Source organism: Citrobacter sp. wls718 (assembly GCF_005280945.1).
GTDB lineage: Bacteria > Pseudomonadota > Gammaproteobacteria > Enterobacterales > Enterobacteriaceae > Citrobacter > Citrobacter gillenii.
In genome coordinates this window covers 22,464-49,143 of sequence record NZ_SZWV01000109.1, presented here as the reverse complement: position 1 = coordinate 49,143, position 26,680 = coordinate 22,464, and the positions used below count along the sequence as shown (strand labels likewise).

The following is a 26,680-nucleotide window of genomic DNA, read 5'->3' as shown; positions in this document are numbered from 1 at the left end:
TGATAAGCGTAGCGCCATCAGGCGATCAAACGGTTTCTAGCCTGGCGTAGGCGGCAACCAGCCATTTGATCCCCTGCCCCTGGAACGCGACCTGCAAACGACTGTGTTCACCGCTACCTTCCAGGTTGACGATGGTGCCCTCGCCAAATTTGGCGTGACGCACACGCTGACCGAGCTTATAGCCGGTGTCGTTCTCCGCCATCGGCGTACCCATCCGTTGATGACTTACCGGACGGCTGACCGTGGCGCGCAGGCGAACCTCTTCCACGCAGGTCTCTGGTAATTCACCAATAAACCGGGATGGACGGTGGTAAACCTCTTTGCCGTACAGGCGACGCGTTTCGGCGTAGGTCAACGTCAGTTTCTGCATCGCACGGGTAACGCCCACATAGGCCAGGCGGCGTTCCTCTTCGAGGCGCCCACCTTCATCGAGTGACATCTGGCTGGGGAACATGCCCTCTTCCATTCCGACGATAAACACCTGCGGGAACTCCAGACCTTTGGCCGAGTGCAAGGTCATTAGCTGGACCGCATCCTGCCAGGTATCCGCCTGCCCTTCGCCCGCTTCCAGCGCCGCGTGGGAGAGGAACGCCTGTAGCGGCATCAAGTCTTCGTCTTCTTCGTTGTAGCTGAACTGGCGCGTTGCCGTCACCAGTTCCTCTAAGTTTTCGATACGCGTCTGGCCCTTCTCACCTTTTTCCTGCTCGTACATCATGCGCAGGCCGGAGTCTTTTATTACCCGGTCGGTCTGCACGTGCAGCGGCATATCGGCGGTTTCCTGCGCCAGTGCGTCGATAAGTTCCATAAAGCGCTGTAGTGCGCTGGCGGCACGCCCGGCCAGGGCTTTTTCCTGCAGCAGTTCACGACACGCCTGCCACATTGTCAGCTGGCGGTCGCGCGAGGTCTGCCGCACCACGTCCAGCGTACGATCGCCGATACCGCGCGTGGGGGTATTCACCACACGCTCGAACGCGGCGTCGTCGTTACGATTAGCTATCAGACGCAGGTAAGAGAGCGCGTCTTTGATTTCCTGGCGCTCGAAGAAGCGCATTCCACCGTAAATACGGTACGGCATACTAGCCTGCAACAGCGCTTCTTCCAGCACGCGCGACTGGGCGTTGCTGCGATAAAGAATGGCGCACTGTGTCAACTGACCGCCATTGTCTTGCCAGGCTTTGATGCGGTTAACCACAAAACGCGCTTCATCGAGTTCGTTGAACGCGCAATAGAGTGAGATCGGCTCACCGTCGACGCCCTCGGTCCACAGCTTTTTACCCAAACGCCCGTTATTGTTTTCAATCAGGGCGTTAGCCGCGCTAAGGATATTATTGGTCGAGCGGTAGTTCTGCTCCAGACGAATAGTTTCGGCACCGGGGAAGTCGTTGAGGAAGCGCTGGATATTTTCCACCTGCGCCCCGCGCCAACCGTAGATTGACTGATCATCATCGCCGACGATCATCACCTTGCCGGTGTCACCCGCCAGCAGGCGGATCCAGGCGTACTGGATATTGTTCGTATCCTGGAATTCGTCCACCAGGATGTTGGTAAAACGTTCGCGGTAGTGCTGCAGAATGTGCGGTTTGTTGAGCCACAGTTCATGCGCGCGCAGCAGCAGCTCGGCGAAATCCACCAGCCCGGCGCGATCGCACGCTTCCTGGTAGGCCTGGTAAACCTTCTGCCAGGTTTGCTCGACCGGATTGCCGTAGCTCTGCAAATGGTGCGGGCGCAGCCCTTCGTCTTTCTGGCTGTTGATAAACCACATTGCCTGGCGCGCTGGCCACTGCTTCTCATCGAGGTTCATCGCTTTGATCAGACGCTTCAGCAGGCGCAGCTGGTCTTCGCTGTCGAGGATCTGGAAATCCTGCGGCAGGTTGGCATCCATATGGTGCGCACGCAGCAGGCGGTGTGCCAGACCGTGGAAGGTACCGACCCACATACCGCCCTGGCTGGTTCCCATGATTTGACCAATACGGTGGCGCATTTCTGCCGCCGCTTTGTTGGTAAAGGTCACGGCCATAATCGAGTATGGCGAGTTGTTTTCAACCGTCAGTAACCAGGCTATGCGGTGTACCAGCACGCGCGTTTTACCACTCCCCGCGCCTGCGAGAACCAGCATGTTGCTGCGTGGCGCGGCCACAGCCTGGCGCTGTTCGTCATTGAGGCTATCGAGCAGGTAAGAAACGTCCATTGGCACCGCCGGAATCAACAGGGCCCAGCCGGACCCCTGGGAATTTATACAGAGTTGTTGATGATTATATCAGCGAGGTCAGAGATGCCAACTGTGAAATTTCGATATGCGGCAGTAAACGGCTGTCAGCGGTTTGCATCAGGTCGGCATTTTCCGGCTTGATCCAGCAGGCCTGCATGCCACAGCGGATGGCCCCGGCGACATCTGTCGTCAGGTCGTCACCGACGTGCAGGATCTCACCCATGGGCATATTCAGTTTTTCCGCCGCCAGCAAATACATGTCGCTGAACGGTTTTGATCGCCCATCGGGGCCGGCACGCAGTACAAACTCAAAATATTCGCCCAGACCAAACAGCTCCGGCTGCGCGTTACCGTTGGTGATCGCCACCAGCGGCCACTTGCGGGCCAGTACCTTCAACGTGTCATGCGTAGATTGCGGGACGTCGATGCGGCTGCGCCATTTGGCGAAGTTCATCATCGCCGCGTTTGCCCCCATTTTCGCCTCTGCCGCCGACAGGCCAGCCTCCAGCATAGCGCGCTCTACGGCACGATGACGCCATTGGGTGACGTCATGGTAAATATCCGGCTCGGCGTCGCGCACAGCCTGGCGCAGGCGCTGCAGGTCGGTATTTTGTAAGGAGCTCAGCGCCGGGTGATAATTTTGCACAAACGCGAGCGCTTCCTGCTCGGTGCGCGTGATAACGGGACGGTTATCGTAAAGGGTGTCATCAAGGTCAAAGGTGAGCGCAGAAATACGCCCCAAAGGCCGGTAAAAACGCATTATTTCCCCCGTTTGGCGCGCGGATGCGCCGCATCGTACACTGAAGCCAGGTGTTGAAAATCAAGATGGGTATAGATTTGCGTGGTAGAGAGGTTGGCGTGTCCCAACAGCTCTTGTACCCCGCGCAGGTCGCCGCTCGACTCCAGCATATGCGTCGCAAACGAGTGGCGCAGTTTATGGGGATGCACATGGCTATTCAGCCCCTGCTTGATACCCCATTCGGCAAAACGTTTCTGCACGTTACGCGCGGAGATACGTTTGCCCAGTTTTGACAGAAAAAGCGCGTCTTCGTCACTGCCGAAAAGCCCGCGCAGATCCAGCCAGTGTTCAATCCAAGCCACCGCATTGCGGCCAATTGGCAGGCGGCGCTCTTTGCTGCCTTTACCCATCACCCACACTTCGCCGGTGTCGAGATCGAGATGTTTAATATCCAGGCCAACCAGTTCCGACAAACGCAGTCCCGCGCCGTACATCACCTCCAGCATAGCCCGGTCGCGCACGGCGAGGGGATCGTTGAGATCGATATCCAGCAGTCGGTTAACGTCATCCACATCAATATTTTTCGGCAGATGCCGCGGTGCCTTCGGCGCAGAAATACCTTTTGCCGGGTTGGCTTTCAGCTCACCCTGATTCACCAGCCAGTCGAAGAAACTGCGTAAGGCGGAGAGGCGCAATGCCAGGCTCGCCGGTCCCAGACCGTTGCGGCGACTGCGCACAGCAACACTGCGCACCCTTGCAGCATCACATTGTTGCCAGCTTTGCAGGCCGGTTTCTTCGGCTATCGCGATGATGGCATCCAGCTGACGCCGATAATTGAGCAACGTGATGGGACTAAGCTGACGCTCCACGCCCAGATAGCGTAAGAAGCGTGCAACGTCCTGAGAAAGCGGTGAGTCGGTCATACGCGTTCAATCCAGCGCTCCAGCAGTTCCGGCAACATCAGCGAGATTTCCTGCAATAGCTGCGTGCCTTGCCCTTGCTGGTAATGATTAACATCACGGCTGCTGAACAGCATGACGCCAAGGGAACCATCTTGCCCCAACATCGACATGGCTACCGAACCAATCGCTTTCGCCTCCGGCATCATCACCAGCAGTTCCGGGCCATTGAGCGGACCCAGATAGTGCTGTGACTGCCCGAGACGCTGAATACGCAGCGGCTCGAAGGCCTGACGACTTAATGCCAGATGGGTAAACTTTGAAGGGGCGCCAAGCCGCCAGCGATCCGGGAACAGACGAACCGTCGCGCCAGCCAGCCCCAGTTCACGTGCCCAGCGATGAAATCGCATCAGCATATCGTCGAGGCTGCTGGCCGCCGCCAGCCGTCCTTGCAGATTTAACAGGCGATAAAACAGACTTTCGTTGGCGTTAGCCTGTTCCATCAATAGCGTCATGTTCTCTTCAAGCACGTTGATGTGATTACGCGCTCGAGCCATATGCCATTCAACTAAAGAGATCGTACCCCGCACCGGGTGCGGGACGCGCATCGCTTCAACCGCTTGCGCATTACGGATAAAAAACTCAGGGTGACGTTGTAGATATTCGACGACCGCCCGATCGTCAAGCTCCATGAGCGTTTCCTGTAGTTCTTCCCCTGGTTGCTTCATAGATGAATAAATCCGTCGTAGACATGTGCCGCCGGGCCAGTCATATACAACGGATGACCCGGGCCTTTCCAGGCGATATCAAGGCGACCGCCCGGTAGTTCCACGCGCACTTCTTCTGCCAGCAGACCCTGCTGAATACCAACAGCGACAGCAGCGCACGCTCCGCTGCCACAGGCCTGCGTTTCACCCGCCCCACGTTCATAGACGCGCAGCCGGATGTGCTCGCGTTTCACCACTTGCATAAATCCAATATTGGCGCGCTCAGGAAAGCGTTCATGGCTTTCCAGAACCGGTCCCAGCGTTTCCACCGTGGCCGTATCCACATCATCAACCTGAATGACGCAGTGTGGATTCCCCATTGATACCACGCCGCACAATACTGTCTGCTCGGCCGCCCGCATAATATAGGTCTTCTCTGCTTTATTGGCGCGAAAAGGCACCTGCGAGGGTTCAAAATTGGGCTCGCCCATATTGACCCGCACCAGCTCATCATCCGTCACAGTTAATACCATGCGGCCATTCGCCGTACTGACGCGGATATCACGTTTATTGGTCAGCCCTTTCAGGCGTACAAAACGCGCAAAACAACGGGCACCGTTACCGCACTGCGACACTTCGCTACCGTCAGCATTAAAGATACGGTAATGGAAATCCAGCTCCGGATCATACGGAGGCTCAACCACCAGCAGCTGATCAAATCCCACACCAAGATGCCTGTCGGCCAGGCGGCGGATCAGCTCAGGTGAAAAAAAGACATTCTGCGTTACCGCGTCGACGACCATAAAATCGTTGCCAAGGCCATGCATTTTAGAGAATTGCATCGTTCACTCCGTTCACGCGGGTACAGAGACTTCGCTTTAGTAGTTTACCTGGGAAGGCCCATCTCCCGTTGCTCGATCGTTTCGATCGGGCACTGTGGACTGCGATTGCGTTTCAACTGGCTTCGTCGGTGGCGGCGCGGTTTTATCTGCTGGCGGGAAATAGAGTGGACCTTTCAGACCACAGCCCGTCAGGCTGAACAGAGTAAGAAGTACAGCGAGTGCCTGAAACACGTTTTTCATTATGGATTGCCCGTAAAGTTCATACTTTCTGTTTTCTATCATCGCAGGAGAAGACGTAAAAGCAAGAGTTTGGCTAAAACTGCAACGTGAATTCTTTCAGGTTATACTCTCGCCATCATGAAAAAACGGAAAAACACCAATGAACGACAGTGAATTTCACCGCCTTGCCGACACCCTGTGGATGACCATTGAAGAGCGTCTGGACGACTGGGACGGCGACAGCGATATCGACTGTGAGATCAACGGCGGCGTGCTGACCATCAGCTTTGAAAACGGCAGCAAGATTATTATTAACCGTCAGGAGCCGCTGCATCAGGTGTGGCTGGCGACCAAACAGGGTGGCTACCATTTTAACTTGAAAGGTGACGAATGGATTTGCGACCGTAGCGGTGAACGCTTCTGGGATCTGCTGGAGCAGGCTGCAACGCAACAGGCGGGAGAAGCCGTGAGCTTCCGTTGAGGTCTTGTGCCGGATGCGCTTTGCTTATCCGGCCTACCCGTTTCGCGTCAATTGTAGGCCGGATAAGGTGTTTACACCGCCATCCGGCACAATAATCACGAAAAATACTGCTGCAACATCGGCGTGTCATTATCCTGATTAGCCGGCGGGACCGGGTTAATCGGCTGGGTACGGAACGGGATAACCTGCGCGCGACCATCGGTTTTCACAATCTGATAGAACTGCGGCAGATTAAAGTTAATGAAGCTGGAGCCGTAGGTAAAGCGATCGTGCGACGAGGAGTAGAAGCGGCTAACATCGCGAACCAGCTCTTCTTTGCTGCCTTCGCAATGGTGATACACCTCGACCCGATTACTCTCGTCCAGAATGTAGATATTAAAGCCCTGCTCATCACCCGTTTCTTCGAAAAAGAACTGGATGATCCCTTCACTGGCAAAACCATCCACTACAGACGGTAATTTCACGTGATTGGTCTCAACCTGAACGGAAAGACCGTGCAGCTTGTTGTGTGAAATTGCGCCGTAGAATTCAATGGCGTTTTCCAGTTTCTGTACCGACACATTCAAACGCTCAAAGAACAGTCCCCACGTCTGCCCGGCAACGCGCAGCGCTTTGAAGCGACCGGTTTCATGGCGTGTACTGGAAAGGCGCAGCTCAATGCACTCGGACACCAGTTGCTGGACGCGTGTACGGATCAGACCACGTAAATGCTGGCTATAACAGAAGACCTCGACGCTGTCCGGCGGTGCCGCATCTTGATGCATTTTGCCGAGAATCGTTTTTAACGCTTCAATCATCGCCTGCTCGCCGTTGAAGTGCAGCGTACGTACTTCGTTCCACGAGTTGCGGTACAGCAGGTCTACGCTACCGACCAGGCAATTTTGTTCTTCGCCAAAGCTGAAGACGTCCAGCTTACGGAAATCAAAATGCACCACCTGATTGCGGAATGCCGCCGTCGGGTCGTATTCAAGGTTGACGATAATCGCCAGATGGCGAATCTCACACGGGCTGTACAGCGCTTTCGGTGTAGGTGCCGGCAAGCGCAGCGGGAAGTGGTGCGATACGTCAGCGACCATCTCCTGCAGCTTCGGCAGATCGACAATGCCGTTACCCTTAATAAACAAATGCGTACGTGATGTCAGCAGACCGTTAAACCACGCCCACGCCACCAGTTTGTTCAGGTAGCGGTTATATTCCAGCGGCTGATGGCTGATGATCGAATCCATGTTGGGCGCACGGTTGTAGAGATACCAACCTGAACGGTTAGCACGACCCGGCGGCACATGGATAAAGGTCAGATACGGTTCCGAGAGGTCCGGTGAGATCTGCGGGTTCACCAGCGTCACTTTGCCCGGCAGGGCCTCAAACGCAGCGTAAAGCTTACGGGTCAGCACGCCAATGTCCTGCGGGCTGGCGCTGACGCTGAGGTTGTTACGACGCGCGAAGCGGATCAGGTTACGGTAGCTCTGCATCATCGCATCGAGCAGTTCGTTGTGCGCTTCACGAACCTGGTCAATCTTCCAGTTGGCGCGGTTATCCAGCATGGTAAGACGGGCGTCGTCCCAGCCCCACTCTTTCACTAACTGACTTAGCACTTCACGACGCCAGCCCACACAGGCGCGCTCGCGGCTCAGTTTCTCGCACACTTTTAAGTAGAAACATCGACGAACTAAATCGAGGCGCGTCGGATCTTCGATTGCCGTGAGGTACTCGGTCACGCGCTCCAGCATCATGCAGTACGGATCGAGACCAAAAGAGACGATCTCGCCGTCGTGCAGGCGCTGTTTAATGTCTTTCGCCAACAGGCGTGGATTGGGGTATTCCCAGGAATACGCTTCCAACAGCAGCGTTTTCAGCACCGCTTTGTACGGGGAGTCGATACTCTTGTACAACTGCCAAAGGCTGGCGCCAAAGTACTCTTCGGCGGAAAGCGAGCTGAGCCCACCCAGATCCAGCCATTCGTTTGGCGTTAACACCCCCTGTGCGTAGAGCGTCATAACGTAATCGTCGTAATGCTCTTCTTCGTCGCCCGGCACCATATTCCATAGAATACGTTTGCCCGCGAGGCGCACGGCGGTGCGATAAAATTCATCAAGCAACAGGATGTGCTGCGTTGAGCCACAGTCTTCACCACCCAGACTGCCGCTTTCATTGTGACGGAAACGGTTTTCATCAATCAGGAAGAAACTGACTTCCACGCCCAGCGAGGCGGCCCAGCTTTCCAGCAGGCTGCATTTACGCTGCAGCAACTGGCGCTCTTCGCTATCCAGCCAGGATTGATGGCAGACCCAGATATCCAGGTCAGAGGAACAGCTTTGCCCGACTGAAGAGGTGCTGCCCATCGAGTAAACGCCGGTAATCGGCAGCTCACCCTTCGGGGGGTCCTGCGGTGACATGCCGCGGTACAGCTCCAGCTCATTCAGGTAGTGACGTTGGGTTTCATCAGGCGTGTAAAAGCATATGCCTTTGGGAACGTTACCATCGAGGTAACCCGGCATCAGCGGATGGTGGTAGTGCAATAATGTCGGCAGCAGACTGTATACCTGCTGAAAAGCAGGGCCCATGGCAGCAAGCGCGCGATCGACACGCAGTTGATTTATGGCATCCAGTCTCTGTTTCAGAGTCTCAATATAGAGGTACAAGACGTATCGCCTGATTTTGCTATCCGTCATGGTGTCGACTGCTGCAGCGCATGCGCTTACCAACACTCTTCAGCAATTCGGATAAACCGTATGTCAAAAATAACCGTTACCTTTTTTTCTCCGCACTTTTTTTAGGGAGTACAGCCGAAAAAATGGTCTAAAACGTGATCAATTTAACACCTTGCTCATTGACCGTAAAGAAAGATGCGCTACATACAAGTGTAGCACCGTTCGTTGCGTGTAAATTCCTTCATACGGTCGGGAGGTATCTCGTCATTAATCACTGCCAGTGATGATGCAGCGCCTTTTCGTCTCACTACGTTTGAGCGTAACGCTGACATCCCTTTGATAAGGATGTTAGGATGGTTAATGATTGATAATGACGGTAACAAGCATGTTAGACAATGTTTTGAGAATTGCCACACGCCAAAGCCCCCTTGCGCTCTGGCAGGCACATTATGTCAAAGACGCTTTAATGGCAAATCACCCCGGTCTGGTCGTTGAACTGGTCCCTATGGTGACCCGTGGCGACGTGATCCTGGATACTCCGCTGGCGAAAGTCGGGGGGAAAGGTTTATTTGTCAAAGAGCTGGAAGTCGCGCTGTTAGAAAAACGCGCCGATATCGCCGTGCATTCCATGAAGGATGTGCCGGTCGAGTTCCCTGAAGGACTTGGGCTGGTTACTATCTGTGAACGCGAAGATCCACGCGATGCGTTTGTCTCAAATAAATTTAACTCACTGGATGACCTCCCGGAAGGCAGCATCGTTGGGACGTCGAGCCTACGTCGCCAGTGCCAATTGGCGAAGCAGCGCCCGGATCTTGTTATCCGCTCATTGCGTGGCAACGTGGGCACACGCCTGAGCAAACTGGATAACGGCGACTATGACGCCATTATTCTTGCCGTCGCCGGGCTAAAGCGTTTAGGGCTTGAGTCACGCGTCCGGACCGCGCTGCCGCCAGAGGTCTCTCTGCCAGCTGTCGGGCAAGGTGCTGTGGGCATAGAATGTCGACTTGACGATCTACGTACCCAGGCGCTGCTGGCCCCGCTCAACCATGAAGAAACCGCCCTGCGCGTCAAAGCGGAACGCGCCATGAACACCCGCCTGGAAGGGGGCTGTCAGGTGCCTATTGGCAGCTATGCAGAACTCATCAACGGTGAGATTTGGCTACGAGCGCTGGTCGGTGCACCTGACGGGTCGCAGATGGTGTGTGGAGAGCGTCGTGGTGCACCGCAGGATGCCGAACAAATGGGCATTTCCCTGGCGGAAGAACTGTTAGAGAACGGTGCGCGCACCATTCTGGCTGACGTTTATAACGGAGAAGCACCGGCATGAGTATTCTGGTCACCCGCCCGTCTCCCGCAGGGGAAGAGTTAGTGAGCCGTCTGCGCACACTGGGGCAGGTGGCCTGGAGTTTTCCGCTTATCGAGTTTTCGCCCGGTCGGGAACTGGCAACGCTAGCCTCCCGGCTGTCGGCGCTCACGGAAAACGATCTGGTCTTTGCTCTCTCGCAGCATGCCGTCACCTTTGCCGACGCCGAGCTTTCGCAGCAGGGGGCAAACTGGCCCACTCTCCCGCGCTATTTTGCTATCGGTCGCACAACAGCGCTGGCATTGCATACCGTGAGCGGATGCAATATTCACTATCCGCTGGATCGGGAAATCAGCGAAGTCTTGCTACAATTACCTGAATTACAAAATATTGCGGGAAAACGCGCGCTTATTTTACGCGGCAACGGCGGTCGTGAGCTGATAGGCGAAACCTTAACAGCTCGTGGTGCAGATGTTGATTTTTGTGAATGTTATCAACGCAGTGCAAAACATTACGATGGTGCAGAAGAGGCGATGCGCTGGCATTCACGCGGTGTGACGACGGTGGTTATCACCAGCGGAGAGATGCTGCAACAGCTCTGGTCTCTTATTCCGCAGTGGTATCGTGAGCACTGGTTACTACGCTGTCGGCTGCTGGTCGTCAGTGAGCGTCTGGCGCACCTCGCCCGGGAACTGGGCTGGCAAGATATTAAGGTCGCTGATAACGCCGACAACGATGCGCTACTGCGCGCATTACAATAACTCTCATAATGGGATGCCATAATGACGGAACAAGAAAAATCCTCCGCCGTGGTTGAAGAGACCAGGGAGGCCGTGGAAACAACGCCACAGCCAGTCAAAGCAGAAAAAAAGAACCACAACAACACCGCACTGATCCTGAGCGCAGTGGCAATTGCGATTGCACTGGCGGCGGGCGTGGGTCTGTATGGCTGGGCGAAACAGCAGGCAACAACGCAAACAGCAACCAGCGATGCGCTGGCGACTCAGCTCATCGCGCTACAAAAAGCGCAGGAAAGTCAGAAGAGCGAGCTGGAAGGCATTATTAAACAGCAGGCCACACAGCTGGATGAAGCCAGTCGACAGCAGGCCGCGCTGGTCAAACAGCTTGATGAAGTCCAGCAGAAGGTCGCCACCATCTCCGGCAGTGATGCAAAAACCTGGCTGCTGGCACAGGCTGATTTCCTGGTGAAACTGGCCGGACGTAAATTATGGAGCGATCAGGACGTTACGTCTGCGGCAGCGCTGCTGAAAAGCGCCGATGCCAGCCTGGCAGACATGAACGATCCCAGTTTGATTACCGCCCGTCGCGCCATCACCGATGATATCGCCAGCCTGTCTGCGGTTTCACAGGTCGACTACGACGGCATTATCCTCAAGGTAAATCAGCTCTCTAACCAGATTGATAACCTACGCCTGGCGGACAACAACACCGACGATTCACCGATGGATTCCGACAGCAGTGAGCTTTCCAGCTCTATTAGCGAATGGCGCGTCAATCTGCAAAAAAGCTGGCAGAACTTTATGGACAGCTTTATTACCATTCGCCGTCGCGATGAAACTGCCGTTCCGCTACTGGCACCAAATCAGGACGTTTACCTGCGCGAAAATATCCGTTCTCGCCTGTTAGTGGCCGCACAAGCCGTGCCACGTCATCAGGAAGAAACCTATCGCCAGGCGCTGGAGAATGTCTCCACCTGGGTACGCGCCTATTACGACACCGACGATGCAACCACCAAAGCGTTTCTTGATGAAGTGGATCAGCTGAGCCAGCAAAGCATCAGTATGAACGTGCCGGACACGTTGCAGAGCCAGACCATTCTCGAGAAGCTCATGCAAACCCGCGTGCGTAATTTACTGGCACAGCCAACAACCTCTCCAGCCGAGGCTGAAACTGCACCTGCACCTGCACCTGCACCTCAGGCTGACACGCCGGCAACCGCGCCGCAGGGAGAATAATGATGCTAAAAGTATTATTGCTCTTTGTGCTGCTGATCGCCGGGATCGTCGTCGGCCCAATGATCGCCGGTCATCAGGGATACGTGCTGATCCAAACAGACAACTACAACATTGAAACCAGCGTGACGGGTCTGGTGATCATCCTGATCGTCGCCATGGTCATTCTGTTTGCGATTGAATGGCTGCTGCGCCGTATTTTCCGCACCGGTGCGCATACGCGCGGCTGGTTTGTGGGTCGCAAGCGCCGCCGTGCACGTAAGCAGACCGAGCAGGCTCTGCTCAAGCTGGCAGAAGGCGACTATCAGCAGGTTGAAAAACTGATGTCGAAAAATGCCGATCACGCGGAACAGCCGGTAGTCAATTATCTTCTGGCAGCAGAAGCGGCTCAGCAGCGTGGTGATGAAGCTCGCGCTAATCAGCACCTTGAACGTGCAGCTGAACTGGCCGGGAACGATACAATCCCGGTGGACATCACCCGTGTTCGCCTACAGTTGGCCCGCAATGAGGACCACGCCGCGCGCCACAGCGTCGACAAGCTGCTGGAAGTGACGCCGCGTCACCCGGAAGTTCTGCGTCTGGCTGAGCAGGCTTACATTCGCACCGGTGCATGGAGTTCCTTACTGGATATCATTCCTTCTATGGCCAAAGCACGCGTGGGTGATGAAGAACACCGTGCCATGCTGGAACAACAAGCCTGGGTGGGCCTGATGGATCAGGTTCGCGCCGATCAGGGTAGTGAGGGTCTACGCGCATGGTGGAAAAACCAGAACCGTAAAACCCGTCATCAGGTTGCCCTGCAGGTCGCCATGGCTGAGCATCTGATTGAGTGCGACGATCATGATACGGCACAGCAAATCATCATTGAGGGTCTGAAACGCCAGTATGACGACCGCCTGGTACTGCCTATCCCGCGTCTGAAAACCAACAACCCTGAGCAGATAGAAAAAGTGCTGCGCCAGCAGATTAAAGCCGTGGGCGATCGCCCGCTTCTGTGGAGTACGCTTGGTCAGTCGTTGATGAAGCACGGTGAATGGCAGGAGGCAACGATCGCCTTCCGTGCGGCCCTTAAACAGCGTCCGGATGCCTACGACTACGCCTGGCTGGCCGACGCGCTGGACAGACTGCATCAACCGGAAGAAGCCGCCACGATGCGTCGTGATGGCCTGATGCTGACGCTACAGAACAACAATCCTTCGCAGTGATTCCCTCTTGCCCGGTGGCACTTCGCTTACCGGGCAATCGTATACACAAAATCATTCAAGATGCATCAAGACGGCAAGTCTGGGAATCCCCAAGAGCTTACATAAGTAAGTGACTGGGGTGACAAATCTGTCAGGAACAGATTTGAACGCTGTTTGCGGCGGCCCCGTAGGGGTGAGGCCCAGGGATGGGCCGAATAACCCAGGCGTAGCCAACAAAGAGGCAGCTTGAAGGATGACGTGATATGCATAAAAAAACGCCCGCTCTTTTGGAGCAGGCGTTAAACAGGTCTGTATGACAACATAAATGGGTGCTTCACTCAACGTTATGTCCATGGTGTTTGATGAGGCTAACGCGACATCTGTCAGTGGACGATAAGCACCGGAAACGGCTCTGCGTCATTCCTGAGTTTATGAGGCCAGATGGCGAACATAAGAGATGGAATGAGCATCTACACGCATATTATTGCACAAGGCATGCCATGATTGCACTGCAAAAACTAGTTATTCGGACTTTTTAAGACATCAGGTAATTCGGGACATGGCAGCGATATCACACAGGTCTTTCTTTGTGTAAGTGCCTGAAAGAAGAGAAAATCAGAAAACAAAAAACCCCGCCGAAGCGGGGTTCAAAATTGGTCGGCGAGAGAGGATTCGAACCTCCGACCCACTGGTCCCAAACCAGTTGCGCTACCAAGCTGCGCTACTCGCCGTTTTACTGCTTTTTGAATTTTTAGTTCAATTCTTTAAGTCGTGGTGCGAGGGGGGGGACTCGAACCCCCACATCCTAAGGACACTAACACCTGAAGCTAGCGCGTCTACCAATTCCGCCACCTTCGCATTTCACAACTTTAAATTAATGGGGTGGCTAATGGGATTCGAACCCACGACAACTGGAATCACAATCCAGGGCTCTACCAACTGAGCTATAGCCACCACTGCAAATCTTTTACGCGGTATTAAAACCACCGCAGCTCTGGCACCCTACTAAATGGTGCGCCCGACAGGATTCGAACCTGAGACCTCTGCCTCCGGAGGGCAGCGCTCTATCCAGCTGAGCTACGGGCGCTTAGCGCCGTTGCGGGGCTGGATATTACGGAGGTCTCGGTCTGCTGTCTAGTGCTTTTTTAAAATAAATTATCGTTTGGTCACGGAATGTGCGTTTTGTCGCTTATTCCTCCAGTTTTTGGCTTTCCCCATGCCGATTCAGACCAAAAACCTTATAAATGAGCGTCACAGCCAGTATGAAGCCCATACCCACAAACAGCGACATTCGGGTATCTTCATTAAAATACATGCCGATCAATACGCAAATCAGGAACGCCATCGTCAAATAATTCGCCCACGGGAACAGAATGGAGCGGAAAGGATGGCTGGCAATCGCCTCTTTGTGTGCCTGACGAAAACGCAGCTGGCTAATCAGGATAACAAACCACGGTACCATCCCCGGCAATACACTGGCGCTATAGACATACACAAAGACACGCTGCGGATTCGGAATAACGTAATTCAGGCATGAGCCAATCAGCAAGATAGCGATAGAAATCGCTACGCCAGCAACCGGCACGCCATGACGAGAGACTTTTCCAACAACGGCAGGTAGTTGACGGTTCTTCGCCAGCGCGTACAGCATACGACCACAGCTATACATCCCGCTGTTGCAGCCAGACAGCGCGGCGGTCAGGACCACGAAGTTGATAATCCCGGCCGCAGCGGTAATTCCAATTTTGGCAAACGTGAGAACGAACGGGCTGCCGTTGCTGCCAATCTCATTCCACGGGAAGATAGTGACGATCACAAATATCGCGCCGACGTAGAAAATCAGGATACGCCACAGCACTTTCCCTACCGCGCTACGCAATGTGACCTGCGGATTTTTGGCTTCACCCGCCGTGATGCCGATCAGCTCCACCCCCTGGTAGGAGGCCACCACGATACATAACGCGGTCAGGAAGCCTTTCCAGCCACCGGCAAAAAAGCCGCCGTGCTCGGTCAAGTTGCCGAAACCAATCGCCTGGCCGCCATTACCAAAGCCAAAGAAGATAACGCCGACCCCAATGACGATCATCACAATGATGGTGGTCACTTTGATCATCGCAAACCAGAACTCAATTTCACCGTACAGCCGAACCGCCGCCAGGTTTGCCAACGCCACTAACCCGACTGCAATCAGCGCGGGTATCCACTGTGCCATATCCGGGAACCAGAACTGCACGTAGACGCCAATGGCGGTAATTTCCGAGATCCCCACCGCCATCCACATAAACCAGTACGACCAGGCAGTGAGATAACCAAAGAAGGGGCTCATATAACGGTGGGCATACACCGCGAATGAACCGGCAACCGGCTCCAGAAACAGCATCTCGCCCATGGAACGCATAATGAAAAAGACGAACAGCCCGGCGACAATATAGGCCAACAGAACTGATGGCCCCGCCCATTTGAGGGTGCTGGCGGCGCCCATAAACAATCCAACGCCAATAGTGCCCCCAAGGGCAATTAATTCGATATGACGAGCCTCCAGCCCACGCTGTAGCTCAGGTTTACTTTCTGCCATAAATCCTCTTGTTGTGTTTGTATGCTTTCCGGTATGACCGGTTATCGTTATGGGTACATCGTTTTTTTGCCATAACAGGCCATACGGCGCCGACCGCTTGACGGTTGGCACCCAAAACACCACGGCACTATCATGATTGTTGCGAATGGTTTCCTAAAATCACTTAAATGGCAATTAAAGCATTCAAAAAATGAATAGATTGTTTGAGAAAGCAGCGATTATGTTGTGAATAAGTAGCGCACTCAGCAGAATGCGCTACATACCAAAGAAGGGAGGAGATCAGAGATTGCCGGTATAGTGCCAGCGCAGATAACGTAATAAGCGAAGTTGACGCGTGATACGGCTCGGCTGCGACAGCAAGCGGTATAGCCACTCCAGCCCGAGGTTTTGCCAGACTTTAGGCGCACGCTTTACATGGCCAGTAAAGACGTCGTAGGTGCCACCCACGCCCATATACAGCGCATCGGGATGAACCTGGCGGCAATCACGCATAAAGATTTCTTGTTTCGGTGACCCCATCGCTACGGTAACAATCTGCGCACCGCTGGCGTGAATCCGCTCGAACAGCGCCTGACGCCGCTGCGGCGTAAAATAGCCGTCCTGGCTGCCCACAATGTTCACGTTCCATTGTGTACGCAGTTTTGCTTCCGTCTGCGCCAGCACCTCCGGCTTGCCGCCAATCAGGAAGACCGGCGTTCCTTCCCGGCCTGCTCGTGCCATTAAGGCCTCCCACAGATCGGCACCGGCCACACGTGAAACCTGGGCCTGTGGAAATTTTTTTCGCACGGAACGCACGACGCTGATCCCATCGGCGTATTTGAACTCAGCGGCATCGATCAGCGCGCGTACCTCAGGGTTATCTTCCGCTGTCAGCATCTTCTCAGCATTGATCGCCACCAGTGTCCCCTGCCTAAGATGCCCTTCTGCAAACAGGTAATTCAGCGCATGCTGCATATCGCGCCAGCCAATCAGTTGTAATCCGCGCAGTGAATACAACGGCGCAGTGGTGTTATCAGTCATTACTATCCTTCAACCTGTGTCCGGGGCAGCGATTTTATGCGTTTATGAATCAGTCCGGCACTGTCAAACAGCCAGAACAACAGTTTTGCCACCAGCAAACAGACACCAAAAATCACGAGGAAAAAGACCACTCGCGAGACAAACGAATCCAGTCCTTCACGTGCTAACACGATCATATTGAAAATGGCACCGAAACAGAAACTGTGCAAAATAGCCGACTTGTAGCGGTTTGTTTCCCGGTTACCTAACTCGTACAGCCAGTCGAACCATTTGATGATAAGCCCAACCACAATCGCGCCTAACGGGATAAACAACGCCCCGCCCATCACCACCAGCGAGCCAATTAATGTTGGCGAGATAGCCAACCCCGAGTGGTTGTTCAACACTTCCCAGGTAAAGTAGTTCGCCGAATTGAGTACGATGCTCGGTCGCCCAGGCCACAGCCAACTGGGGATAAACACATAGAAGTCACGCACGATCGGCGCCAGACCCTGGAACTCAATATTGTGGTAATTCTGCAGCAACAATGCCAGGTTTTCCCACGGCGAGAAGGTGTCGCGCGTCAGATACAGGAAAGTATAGAACGCTTCGTCTCCGCTGACGTTCATGCCGTAGCGCTTCAGCGCCAGCCAGAACATCCCCACAATGCCCAGCACGCCAGCGGCCGCCAGCATCCACAGCGAAATCCAGCCGCGAATAATGCCGATAAACAGGAAGATGGCAAAGGCGATGATGATATTGGCGCGCGTGCCGCCCACAATCATATAGGTCAGCAAGCCAAACGCGACGGTGCTTACCAGAAAAAACAGCCACGCTTTGCTGTCCTGACGCAGGAAGTACACCACCAGCATCGCTGGGATGAAGAAGTAGAAGAAGCGCTTCAACGCCACACCGGAAACTTCACTGGAGAAGATCTGGCTGTAGGACTGCAGTCTGAACAGCAGGAAGCCGTTGTGCATAAAGAATATGCCCACGCTCACTAGCGCAATCGCCATCAATATTATCCACGTCAGATGAGCCTCAACGCGGTTGATAGTAAACAGTGGCTTACGCGGTCTTTCCGCCGTTCGCCTGCGTAAACGGGTTTTATAGGTCACGTAATAGACAGCATAGAAACAGGCGGCTGACAGCAGCGCCTGCAGCAGAATTTCCGGCGGGGCCACCGCCACGTCGAAGCGGAATACCAGCACGCTGGTCAGCGGAAAGCCAAAGAAAAACGTCAATAAAAACAGCAATGAGAAGAACACATTGAAGTTAAAGCGTACCCGTCGGAACTCAAACCAGGTCAACGTGGCGATAAACAGTGTGGAGAGCAGCCACACCACCAGCAGACCGCTGAATTGCATCAGGCTCATACCGTTTCTCCGGAAGCAATTTTCAGCGCGTTATGCCACGGCTGTAGGTAATTCGGGCTAAAGAAGGTAATGGCGCTCTTATCGACCGAGGCCAGCTGACGCTGCGCTTCGCGCACAATACCTTCATTGAGTTCATCGGTGGTAAACAATACCGGCAAGTTTTGCTCTGCCATATCCTGCCAGAAGGGGTTTTCGCGGTTAAGCACACACGGAATACCGGCCTGGATCAACAGACACAAGGTGCCGATCCCCTGCTGACGAGCAAAAATAAAGTAGCCCAAATCGCACTGACGCAGTAACGCCAGATAAGCCTCAAATTCCAGCTTTTCGCTGAGAATGTGCAGGTTTTCTGCACGAAATAATGCCAGCCCAGCCTGACGAACGTCATCGATATACGCCGCATTATTGGCAGGGTAACCCATGGGCACAATCACGTTCACCGTATCGCCAAACTGCTGATGCACGGCGCGCAGCGCGGCAATATGTTCATTGCTGCGGTCGCCGGAGTTTCCCACCAGAATGGTCATTTTCCCGCTGCGTTCACGCCCGTCGCTCATCGTATTGAGCGATGGATCCATGCGCGTCGGGAAATACAGCAGCTCACCGCGCACGCGCGGATGCAGCCCAGCGAAATAGCGCAAATCACCCCGCGTGGCAAACACGCAGCCCACGCGGTTTTGCGCCAGCCGACGAAGCGGATAAAACAGGCGGAATTTCAGTCCACTGGAGACTTCATACAGATCGGCGCCCCAGATGTGCCAGTAAAACTGCTCGGGTTTAATTCCCCCACTCAGCAGTGCCAGCCATAAGCTGGTATTGAACTGACCGTGAAAGAAGAAACGCTGTTGACGATCCGCTTTCGCTTTCTTAATAACCGCCTCTGCCAGCGCCTTTTTCCCGCTATAGAAACTCAGCGATAACGCCGGGCAACTTTCGCTGAATCCCGCATCCTGCCCGGCAACCATAAACACGCGCGCGTGCTCGCTCGTCGCAGCCAGCGAGTCGTTGAAAAACCGCAATACGGTTTGGTTATGGTGAGGGATATCCGATCCCAGAACGTGAATCAGTACTGTCATGCCCGCCTACGCCAGAGTAAAAATACGCCGCAACAGAGAGAAAAATAGACCACATAGGTTGCCATATATGCCTGGGCTGCTCCCAGAGCGCCATGCGCAGGGATCAGCCAGTGGGCAAATGCCGTCAATAACGTGAACTGGCTAATTTCAGCCAAAATATAAAACCGTAGCGACGCTTTCGCGATCACCAAATAGCCAAAAACGTAAGCCCCTACTTTCAGGACATCGCCCACCAGCTGCCAGGCAAATAGATCGCGCATCGCGGTAAATTTAGCCGAAAACAGCAGCCAGATAGCAAAATCACGCAGCAGCCAGACGGTGAAACTCGCGGCAGCAACCGCCGGTAGCACAAACTTCAGCGACTTTACGACCTCGCGCGAAATGTCATGCTTTTCAGTTAAGCGCGACAGCGTCGGCAGCAAGTAAACGCTGAATGAGGCGGTGATAAATTGCAGATACGCATCGGAAATACTGCTCACCCCCTGCCAGATCCCCACGTCATCCCAGCTGTAATGGGCTGCCAGCAGGTTTCGCATCATTACGTACGCCACCGGCAGCGTCACGGAGGTGATCAACGCCATCAGCGTGAACTTGCTTAACTGCCCGGCCAGACCGTTATCCCAGCAGGGTTTCAGGTAGCGCAGTGGGATAGTTCCACGCTTAATCAACATCGCAGCAGCGGGGATCACTACCAGCGCAGGCACCAGCGCCAGCCCTAACAACGCACCTTCGTAACCCCCGAGACGATAGCAACCATAATAGGCCACCACGCCCACCAGGCTACCGACAATCAGCGATAGCGCATTGCCGGCAGCATCGCGAAAACCTTTCATCAGCGCCAGCAGCAGGTTCGCCCAGGCTATGCCCATCTGTACCAGTGCAACCAGCCGCACTAACCCTTGATAATGCGTATGACCAAATAAACCCTGGCTGATCGGCGCTGCTGCCAGCAGAAAAAGGGCGGCCATCAGCGTGGAGAATCCCAGCACCATCGCCGAAGAGGTACCGACCACACGGCGTAACTGCGCCGGATCGTCATGATGCTGTGCGACGTACTTCGTGACGCCGTTGAATATTCCGGCCCCCGCCAGTACACCGAGCACAGTAACCATCTGGCGGAAGTTACCCGCCTGCCCCACACCGGCCGGGCCAAATGAAACCGCCAGCAGTTTCACCACCAGCAGGCCCGCACCAATTTTTACCAGCGTACTGGCTGCCGTCCACAGGGACGCTTTAGCAAGCGACATATCAGGCGAAGTAGTTCAGTAAGGTCGTAATCACTGTGCGCTGGTTGACCGGCGACAGATTGTAAAACAGCGGCAGGCGCAGCAGACGTTCGCTCTCCTGAGTGGTGTAACGATCAACTCCGGCAAACTCACCAAATTTATCGCCAGCCGGGCAATCGTGCAGCGGGATATAATGGAATACCGCCATGATTTCGGCTTCTTTCAGGAAGTTGATCAGCGCACTGCGATCGTCGATATCGCGCAGCTTGATATAAAACATATGGGCATTTTGCACGCAATCCTGCGGGATGGAAGGCAGTTCAATACGCCCGGCGCGTGCCAGCGGTTCCAGCGCATCATAATAATTCTGCCACAGCGCCAGACGCTGCTGGTTGATACGATCCGCCGCTTCCAGTTGTGCCCACAGATAGGCGGCCTGCAGATCGGACATCAAATAGCTGGAACCAATATCTCGCCAGGTGTATTTATCCACTTGGCCACGGAAGAACTGGCTACGGTTGGTCCCTTTTTCGCGGATGATCTCAGCACGTTCGATTAATTTTTTATCATTAATCAGCGTGGCTCCACCTTCGCCACCCGCGGTGTAATTTTTGGTTTCGTGGAAGCTAAAGCAGCCAATATGACCAATCGTTCCCAGCGCGCGGCCTTTGTAGGTCGACATCACGCCCTGAGCTGCATCTTCCACCACGAACAGGTTGTACTTAGCCGCCAGTGCCATAATGGTGTCCATTTCGCAGGCAACGCCCGCGTAATGCACCGGTACGATAGCGCGGGTTTTGTCGGTGATCGCCGCTTCAATCAGCGTCTCGTCAATGTTCATGGTATCCGGGCGGATATCGACAAAGACGACTTTGGCCCCACGCAGCACGAAGGCGTTGGCGGTGGAGACAAAGGTGTAGCTCGGCATGATCACTTCATCACCAGCCTGGATATCCAGCAGCAATGCCGCCATCTCAAGCGAGGCGGTACAGGAGGGTGTCAGCAGCACTTTCGCGCTGCCAAAATGTTGCTCCAGCCACTGCTGGCAACGACGGGTAAAGCCGCCGTCACCGCACAGTTTTCCGCTGCTCATCGCAGACTGCATGTATTCAAGCTCGGTGCCCACCACCGGCGGTGCGTTAAATGGGATCATGTTGTCACCTGTATAACCAGTACGCGGTGCTTTCTACATTGGCACCGCTCTGTATGTAACGTTTAAGCGCGGCGATATTGCCCATCTGGGTCGCCACGCGCAATGTTGTTTTACCGCGAGCCTGCGCCCAGCACAGCGCAGCCTGCATCAGTTCTGCGCCCGCACTGCGACCAGCCAGTAGGCCAATACGCGCATCGGTCTCATTCAGTTCACGCAGTGAGACATAGCCACGAATATCGCCAGCCTGTGTGCGAAAAACGAGACACTGATGGTCGAACGTGCCCAGTACGGCATTTTCAATCCACTGCGCGTAGAAACGCGCGCTGGCATCGGGCGCATACCACGGCGCACGAAAACGGCTTTGCGCGAACGCCTGCCCCGCCAGCTGGCGTAACGCCGGGATATCTGCAGTTTGTGCGACCTGCGCGCTAGGATTGTCATAAACGCCCGTGACCGACAGCGCTAAATCCACTTCCCCTTCGACCAGCGAGAAACCCAGCTGCTGCAATGCATCTAACTCCTGGGCGTTCGCCGCAGGAATTTTCGCCTGTACCCGCTCCCAGGGCTGCAACGAATCCGCAGTCAGAACCGGCGCATGCGGGTCAACACGCACAATGGCGCTCTTCACGCCAAAGAACGTATTCTCCCAATTCAGCGGCTCAATACTGGCGCGGACGAGCACGGAGTAGCTCCAGCAGATATTGACCATAACCGGTTTTAGCCAGAGAACTGGCGGCACGCTTCACGCCTTCATCATCCAGCCAGCCGTTGCGCCAGGCGATTTCTTCCAGGCAGGCAATTTTAAAGCCCTGACGTTTCTCAACCGTTTGTACGAACATACTCGCTTCAATCAGGCTGTCATGCGTACCGGTATCCAGCCAGGCAAAGCCACGGCCGAGCAGTTCCACCGTCAGGTTACCCGCGTCAAGATACATCTGGTTGATGGAGGTAATCTCCAGCTCTCCACGCTCGGAAGGCTTCACGCGTTTTGCGTACTCCACCACCTTACTGTCGTAGAAATAGAGTCCCGTCACCGCCCAGTTAGATTTCGGTTCTTTCGGCTTCTCTTCCAGCGAGACGGCGCGGAAATTGTCGTCAAATTCCACAACGCCGAAACGCTCAGGATCCATAACCTGATAGCCAAATACCGTCGCCCCTTCCGTTCGGGCAGCAACGTGGCGCAGTTTTGGACTAAATCCCTGCCCAAAGAAGATGTTGTCACCTAAAACCAGACAGGAAGGCTCACCGTTAAGGAACGTTTCCCCGATGATAAACGCCTGCGCCAGTCCGTCCGGGCTGGGCTGCTCGGCATAGTGTAACTCGATGCCAAACTCAGAGCCATCGCCCAGCAAACGCTGGAAATAGCCTTTATCTTCCGGCGTGGTGATAATCAGGATTTCACGGATCCCCGCCAACATCAGCACCGATAGCGGGTAGTAAATCATCGGCTTGTCGTAAATCGGTAATAGCTGTTTCTTTACGCCACGCGTAATGGGGTACAGGCGAGAACCCGACCCTCCCGCCAAAATGATACCTTTCATGCGTACCTCCTCCGGAAATTAACCCTTCAGACCTAAACGTTCACCTTGGTAGCTGCCATCCTGCACGGGCTTCCACCACGCCTCATTCGCCAGATACCATTGCACGGTTTTGCGCGTGCCGCTCTCAAACGTTTCCTGCGGCATCCAGCCAAGTTCACGTGCAATCTTCGACGCATCAATGGCGTAACGTTGATCGTGGCCAGGACGATCGTCAACAAAGGTGATCAGTGAGCGGTACTGCGCAAGGCCCTGTGGCTTGTTGGGGGCCAGTTCTTCCAGCAGACAGCAAATCGTCTCGACTACGTCCAGATTCTTACGCTCGTTGTGCCCGCCGATGTTATATGTTTCCCCCACGGCCCCGGTGGTCGCTACGCAATACAACGCGCGGGCATGATCCTCCACGTACAGCCAGTCGCGAATCTGCTGCCCGTTGCCGTATACCGGCAGCGGTTTGCCCGCCAACGCGTTAAGAATCGTCAGTGGGATCAGCTTTTCCGGGAAGTGGTACGGGCCGTAGTTGTTGGAGCAGTTGGTAATCAGCGTAGGTAAACCGTACGTACGTATCCAGGCACGGACCAGATGGTCGCTACTGGCTTTCGATGCGGAATAAGGACTGCTTGGTGCATACGGCGTGGTTTCAGTGAAAAAATCATCCGTAGAATGGAGATCGCCATACACTTCATCGGTCGAAATATGATGGAAACGAAACGCCGATTTTTTCTCATCGGTTAATACGTTCCAGTAAGCGCGCGCCGCTTCCAGCAGGGTGTAGGTACCCACAATATTGGTTTCGATAAATGCAGCCGGACCATCAATGGAACGATCAACGTGGCTTTCCGCCGCCAGGTGCATGACGCAGTCTGGCTGATACTGTTGAAAGACAGCGTCAAGCGCAGCCCGATCGCAGATATCAACTTTCTCAAAGGCAAAACGGTCATTCTGTGCGACTGGCGTTAGCGACATCAGGTTGCCGGCATAGGTCAGTTTATCGACCACCACCACAGCATCCTGCGTCTCGTTAATGATATGCCGTACAACCGCGGAGCCGATAAATCCGGCGCCACCGGTGACCAGAATTCGTTTCATTATCGCCAGACTCCTTTGGTATCAACCACGTACTGCTGGTGTACCGCATCGCCTTTAATCGCTTTAAATTCATTATGGTCGACCAGCATCACCAGCACATCAGCGCTTGCCAGTGCGTCGTCCAGTTTCGCCAACGTACACAGGCCATCCAGTTTTTTTGGCAGTTGATGAACATTCGGTTCCACCACCAGCGTTTCACCGCCGTGCCACTGGGTGATACTCAGCGCGATACCCATCGCCGGGCTTTCACGTAAATCGTCAATATTCGGTTTAAATGCCAGGCCAAAACAGGCAATTTTCACCTCGCTGGCGCGTTTGTTCGTCTTCGTCAGACAATCCGCTACGGCGGCTTTTACCCGATCAACAACCCAGTGAGGTTTGCCATCATTGACTTCACGGGCGGTGCGGATCAATTTCGCCTGCTGGGGGTTCTGCGCCACAATAAACCATGGATCGACTGCAATACAGTGACCGCCAACGCCGGGGCCAGGTTGCAGGATATTGACGCGCGGGTGTCGGTTCGCCAGGCGAATCAGTTCCCAGACGTTAATCTCCTGTTCGGCGCAAATCAGCGACAATTCATTGGCAAAGGCGATATTCACGTCGCGGAAGCTATTTTCAGTAAGTTTACACATTTCCGCCGTGCGGGCGTTAGTCACCACACATTCACCTTCAAGGAATATGTTGTACAGCTCGCTGGCGCGCGCGGAACAGACGGGCGTCATCCCGCCAACCACGCGATCGTTTTTAATCAGCTCGACCATCACCTGGCCCGGCAGCACGCGCTCTGGACAATAGGCAATATTGACGTCTGCCTGTTCCCCAGCCTGTTGCGGGAACGTCAGATCAGGCCGAATTTCGGCAAGCCATGCGGCCATCTGCTCGGTCGCCCCGACGGGTGACGTTGACTCGAGGATCACCAGCGCACCTTTTTTAAGCACCGGTGCCACTGACTTCGCCGCCGCTTCGACGTACACCATATCGGGTTCATGCTCCCCTTTGAACGGGGTAGGCACAGCGATTAAATACACATCCGCTTCCGTGGGTTTGGTGGTCGCCCGAAGATACCCCTCTTCTACAGCTGTTTTCACCACCGCACCGAGGTCAGGTTCAACGATATGGATCTCACCACGGTTAATGGTGTCCACCGCATGCTGATTAACATCTACGCCAATCACGTGTTTTTGACGGGAAGCAAAAGCAGCTGCGGTTGGCAGCCCGATATAACCCAGCCCAATGACAGAAATGGTCGTAAAACTCATAGCGATATCCGATTGTTTTTTAACGCGTCTAAAATGCGACCACACGCTTGCCCATCGCCATACGGATTATGGGCTCGGCTCATGGTCTGATATTCATCTTCGTCATGCAGTAAACGCGTGACTTCTTCCACAATACGCTGCGGATCTGTCCCCACCAGCCGCACCGTGCCTGCAGTAATGGCCTCCGGGCGCTCCGTCGTTTCGCGCATCACCAGCACTGGCTTACCCAGTGATGGGGCTTCTTCCTGAATACCGCCAGAATCGGTCAGGATCAGCCAGGCGTGGTTCATCAGCCAGACAAACGGCAGGTACTCCTGCGGCTCGATCAAAATCACATTGTCAACGTGACCCAGGATGCGATTAACCGGTTCGCTGACGTTAGGGTTCAGGTGCACCGGGTAGACAATCTGCACATCCTGATTCGCCGCTGCAATTTCTGCCAGCGCATGGCAGATTTGCTCAAAACCGCGACCAAAGCTTTCCCGACGATGACCGGTCACCAGGATCATCTTTTTATCCGCGCTCAGGAAAGGATAATGCTCGGCCAGTTCGGCCCGCAGTTCATCGCTCGCCAGTACGCGATCGCGAACCCAGATCAACGCATCAATCACCGTATTACCAGTGACAAAAATGCGGTTATCGGCAATGTTTTCGCGTAACAAGTTCTGCCGCGAGTTCTCCGTAGGTGCAAAATGATACATCGCCAGACGCCCGGTCAGCGTGCGGTTTGCCTCTTCCGGCCACGGAGAATAGAGATCGCCGGTTCGCAACCCGGCCTCAACATGTCCGACAGGAATACGCTGATAAAACGCGGCCAGACTGGTGGCAATGGTCGTTGTCGTATCACCATGTACCAGTACGACATCCGGTTTAAACTCAGCCAGAATCGGCTTTAACCCTTCAAGGATTCGGCAGGTAATTTCGGTGAGTCCCTGACCGGGCTGCATAATATTGAGATCGTAGTCAGGCACAATGGAAAAGAGGTTCAACACCTGATCAAGCATCTCCCGATGCTGCGCTGTGACGCAAACTTTCGCCTCAAAATCAGGATCTTTTGCCAGCGCATGAACCAGAGGTGCCATCTTGATGGCCTCCGGTCGCGTGCCAAATACAGTCAGTACTTTCACATCGATTCTCTTCGGATTGGCAGCGAGGGCCCAGCCCCTCACTGCAACGGTA

23 protein-coding genes and 4 tRNA genes are annotated in these 26,680 nt (G+C 54.6%); 5 read left to right on the top strand and 22 right to left on the bottom strand.

All coding sequences use genetic code 11. The annotated features are described in order from the left end of the window. Nucleotides 1-25: 25 nt before the first annotated feature. The 6 genes from uvrD to FDW95_RS21955 form a co-directional block, all read right to left on the bottom strand. Complete coding sequence (gene uvrD / locus FDW95_RS21980; RefSeq protein ID WP_096758924.1) at nucleotides 26-2,188, bottom strand: DNA helicase II; 2,163 nt, start codon at nucleotides 2,186-2,188, stop codon at nucleotides 26-28. A 64-nt stretch (nucleotides 2,189-2,252) separates the two neighbouring features. After that, nucleotides 2,253-2,969, bottom strand: a complete 717-nt coding sequence (yigB, locus tag FDW95_RS21975) for a 5-amino-6-(5-phospho-D-ribitylamino)uracil phosphatase YigB (RefSeq protein ID WP_096758925.1) — start codon at nucleotides 2,967-2,969, stop codon at nucleotides 2,253-2,255. Beyond that, on the bottom strand, nucleotides 2,969-3,871 hold the full coding sequence (xerC, locus tag FDW95_RS21970; RefSeq protein ID WP_115259842.1) for a tyrosine recombinase XerC: 903 nt from the start codon (nucleotides 3,869-3,871) through the stop codon (nucleotides 2,969-2,971). The genes yigB and xerC overlap by 1 nt, the downstream gene beginning before the upstream one ends. Then, complete coding sequence (locus tag FDW95_RS21965; RefSeq protein ID WP_115259843.1) at nucleotides 3,868-4,575, bottom strand: DUF484 domain-containing protein; 708 nt, start codon at nucleotides 4,573-4,575, stop codon at nucleotides 3,868-3,870. The genes xerC and FDW95_RS21965 overlap by 4 nt, the downstream gene beginning before the upstream one ends. Continuing rightward, entirely contained in the window at nucleotides 4,572-5,396 is an 825-nt protein-coding gene (dapF, locus tag FDW95_RS21960; protein WP_003017933.1) for a diaminopimelate epimerase, read from the bottom strand. Before dapF ends, FDW95_RS21965 begins: the two co-directional genes overlap by 4 nt. A 36-nt stretch (nucleotides 5,397-5,432) precedes the next feature. After that, on the bottom strand, nucleotides 5,433-5,636 hold the full coding sequence (locus FDW95_RS21955) for a lipoprotein (RefSeq protein ID WP_115259844.1): 204 nt from the start codon (nucleotides 5,634-5,636) through the stop codon (nucleotides 5,433-5,435). A 139-nt stretch (nucleotides 5,637-5,775) separates the two neighbouring features. Between FDW95_RS21955 and cyaY the strand changes: the two genes are divergently transcribed. Beyond that, nucleotides 5,776-6,096: an iron donor protein CyaY gene (gene cyaY / locus FDW95_RS21950; RefSeq protein ID WP_096758930.1), complete on the top strand. Its 321-nt coding sequence runs from the start codon at nucleotides 5,776-5,778 to the stop codon at nucleotides 6,094-6,096. Between the two features lie 95 nt (nucleotides 6,097-6,191). On the opposite strand, the gene cyaA is transcribed toward cyaY, so the two are convergent. Beyond that, on the bottom strand, nucleotides 6,192-8,738 hold the full coding sequence (gene cyaA, locus FDW95_RS21945; protein ID WP_096758931.1) for a class I adenylate cyclase: 2,547 nt from the start codon (nucleotides 8,736-8,738) through the stop codon (nucleotides 6,192-6,194). A gap of 394 nt (nucleotides 8,739-9,132) precedes the next feature. Here cyaA and hemC point away from each other — a divergent pair, with 394 nt between their 5' ends. Genes hemC through hemY form a run of 4 tightly spaced genes read left to right on the top strand, consistent with a single transcriptional unit; the run spans nucleotide 9,133 to nucleotide 13,228 of the window. Further along, complete coding sequence (gene hemC, locus FDW95_RS21940; protein ID WP_135912796.1) at nucleotides 9,133-10,074, top strand: hydroxymethylbilane synthase; 942 nt, start codon at nucleotides 9,133-9,135, stop codon at nucleotides 10,072-10,074. Further along, nucleotides 10,071-10,811, top strand: a complete 741-nt coding sequence (hemD, locus tag FDW95_RS21935; protein ID WP_115259847.1) for a uroporphyrinogen-III synthase — start codon at nucleotides 10,071-10,073, stop codon at nucleotides 10,809-10,811. The genes hemC and hemD overlap by 4 nt, the downstream gene beginning before the upstream one ends. 21 nt (nucleotides 10,812-10,832) lie before the next feature. Next, nucleotides 10,833-12,026 carry a uroporphyrinogen-III C-methyltransferase gene (hemX, locus tag FDW95_RS21930; protein ID WP_137363613.1) on the top strand — a complete coding sequence of 398 codons (1,194 nt, stop codon included), beginning with the start codon at nucleotides 10,833-10,835 and terminating at the stop codon, nucleotides 12,024-12,026. Nucleotides 12,027-12,028: 2 nt separating this feature from the next. Then, nucleotides 12,029-13,228 carry a protoheme IX biogenesis protein HemY gene (hemY, locus tag FDW95_RS21925; protein WP_096759491.1) on the top strand — a complete coding sequence of 400 codons (1,200 nt, stop codon included), beginning with the start codon at nucleotides 12,029-12,031 and terminating at the stop codon, nucleotides 13,226-13,228. Nucleotides 13,229-13,861: 633 nt separating this feature from the next. Here the strand turns inward: hemY and FDW95_RS21920 are convergent. From FDW95_RS21920 to wecB, 15 genes are all read right to left on the bottom strand, one after another. Next, a tRNA-Pro gene (locus tag FDW95_RS21920) sits at nucleotides 13,862-13,938 on the bottom strand. A 41-nt stretch (nucleotides 13,939-13,979) separates the two neighbouring features. Next, a tRNA-Leu gene (locus tag FDW95_RS21915) sits at nucleotides 13,980-14,065 on the bottom strand. A gap of 20 nt (nucleotides 14,066-14,085) precedes the next feature. Then, nucleotides 14,086-14,161, bottom strand: a tRNA-His gene (locus FDW95_RS21910). A 56-nt stretch (nucleotides 14,162-14,217) separates the two neighbouring features. Beyond that, a tRNA-Arg gene (locus tag FDW95_RS21905) sits at nucleotides 14,218-14,294 on the bottom strand. A gap of 102 nt (nucleotides 14,295-14,396) precedes the next feature. Beyond that, nucleotides 14,397-15,782, bottom strand: coding sequence for an amino acid permease (locus tag FDW95_RS21900; RefSeq protein WP_115259850.1), 1,386 nt, complete (start codon nucleotides 15,780-15,782; stop codon nucleotides 14,397-14,399). Between the two features lie 279 nt (nucleotides 15,783-16,061). Further along, the gene (gene wecG, locus FDW95_RS21895) at nucleotides 16,062-16,802 is read right to left on the bottom strand and encodes a lipopolysaccharide N-acetylmannosaminouronosyltransferase (RefSeq protein WP_115259851.1); all 741 of its coding nucleotides are present in this window, start codon (nucleotides 16,800-16,802) and stop codon (nucleotides 16,062-16,064) included. 2 nt (nucleotides 16,803-16,804) lie between these two features. After that, nucleotides 16,805-18,157, bottom strand: coding sequence for an ECA oligosaccharide polymerase (gene wzyE / locus FDW95_RS21890; RefSeq protein ID WP_096758937.1), 1,353 nt, complete (start codon nucleotides 18,155-18,157; stop codon nucleotides 16,805-16,807). Beyond that, a complete protein-coding gene (locus FDW95_RS21885; RefSeq protein ID WP_115259852.1) occupies nucleotides 18,154-19,233 on the bottom strand; it encodes a TDP-N-acetylfucosamine:lipid II N-acetylfucosaminyltransferase in 1,080 nt (359 codons plus the stop codon). Before FDW95_RS21885 ends, wzyE begins: the two co-directional genes overlap by 4 nt. Then, entirely contained in the window at nucleotides 19,230-20,480 is a 1,251-nt protein-coding gene (wzxE, locus tag FDW95_RS21880) for a lipid III flippase WzxE (RefSeq protein WP_096758939.1), read from the bottom strand. The genes FDW95_RS21885 and wzxE overlap by 4 nt, the downstream gene beginning before the upstream one ends. 1 nt (nucleotide 20,481) lies before the next feature. After that, nucleotides 20,482-21,612, bottom strand: a complete 1,131-nt coding sequence (rffA, locus tag FDW95_RS21875; protein WP_096758940.1) for a dTDP-4-amino-4,6-dideoxygalactose transaminase — start codon at nucleotides 21,610-21,612, stop codon at nucleotides 20,482-20,484. Nucleotides 21,613-21,616: 4 nt separating this feature from the next. After that, nucleotides 21,617-22,294, bottom strand: coding sequence for a dTDP-4-amino-4,6-dideoxy-D-galactose acyltransferase (gene rffC / locus FDW95_RS21870; protein ID WP_115259853.1), 678 nt, complete (start codon nucleotides 22,292-22,294; stop codon nucleotides 21,617-21,619). Further along, on the bottom strand, nucleotides 22,272-23,153 hold the full coding sequence (gene rfbA / locus FDW95_RS21865; RefSeq protein ID WP_115259854.1) for a glucose-1-phosphate thymidylyltransferase RfbA: 882 nt from the start codon (nucleotides 23,151-23,153) through the stop codon (nucleotides 22,272-22,274). The genes rffC and rfbA overlap by 23 nt, the downstream gene beginning before the upstream one ends. 18 nt (nucleotides 23,154-23,171) lie before the next feature. Further along, nucleotides 23,172-24,239 carry a dTDP-glucose 4,6-dehydratase gene (rffG, locus tag FDW95_RS21860; RefSeq protein WP_115259855.1) on the bottom strand — a complete coding sequence of 356 codons (1,068 nt, stop codon included), beginning with the start codon at nucleotides 24,237-24,239 and terminating at the stop codon, nucleotides 23,172-23,174. Then, on the bottom strand, nucleotides 24,239-25,501 hold the full coding sequence (gene wecC / locus FDW95_RS21855; RefSeq protein ID WP_115259856.1) for a UDP-N-acetyl-D-mannosamine dehydrogenase: 1,263 nt from the start codon (nucleotides 25,499-25,501) through the stop codon (nucleotides 24,239-24,241). The genes rffG and wecC overlap by 1 nt, the downstream gene beginning before the upstream one ends. After that, nucleotides 25,498-26,628, bottom strand: a complete 1,131-nt coding sequence (wecB, locus tag FDW95_RS21850; RefSeq protein WP_096758945.1) for a UDP-N-acetylglucosamine 2-epimerase (non-hydrolyzing) — start codon at nucleotides 26,626-26,628, stop codon at nucleotides 25,498-25,500. The genes wecC and wecB overlap by 4 nt, the downstream gene beginning before the upstream one ends. Nucleotides 26,629-26,680: the final 52 nt, after the last annotated feature.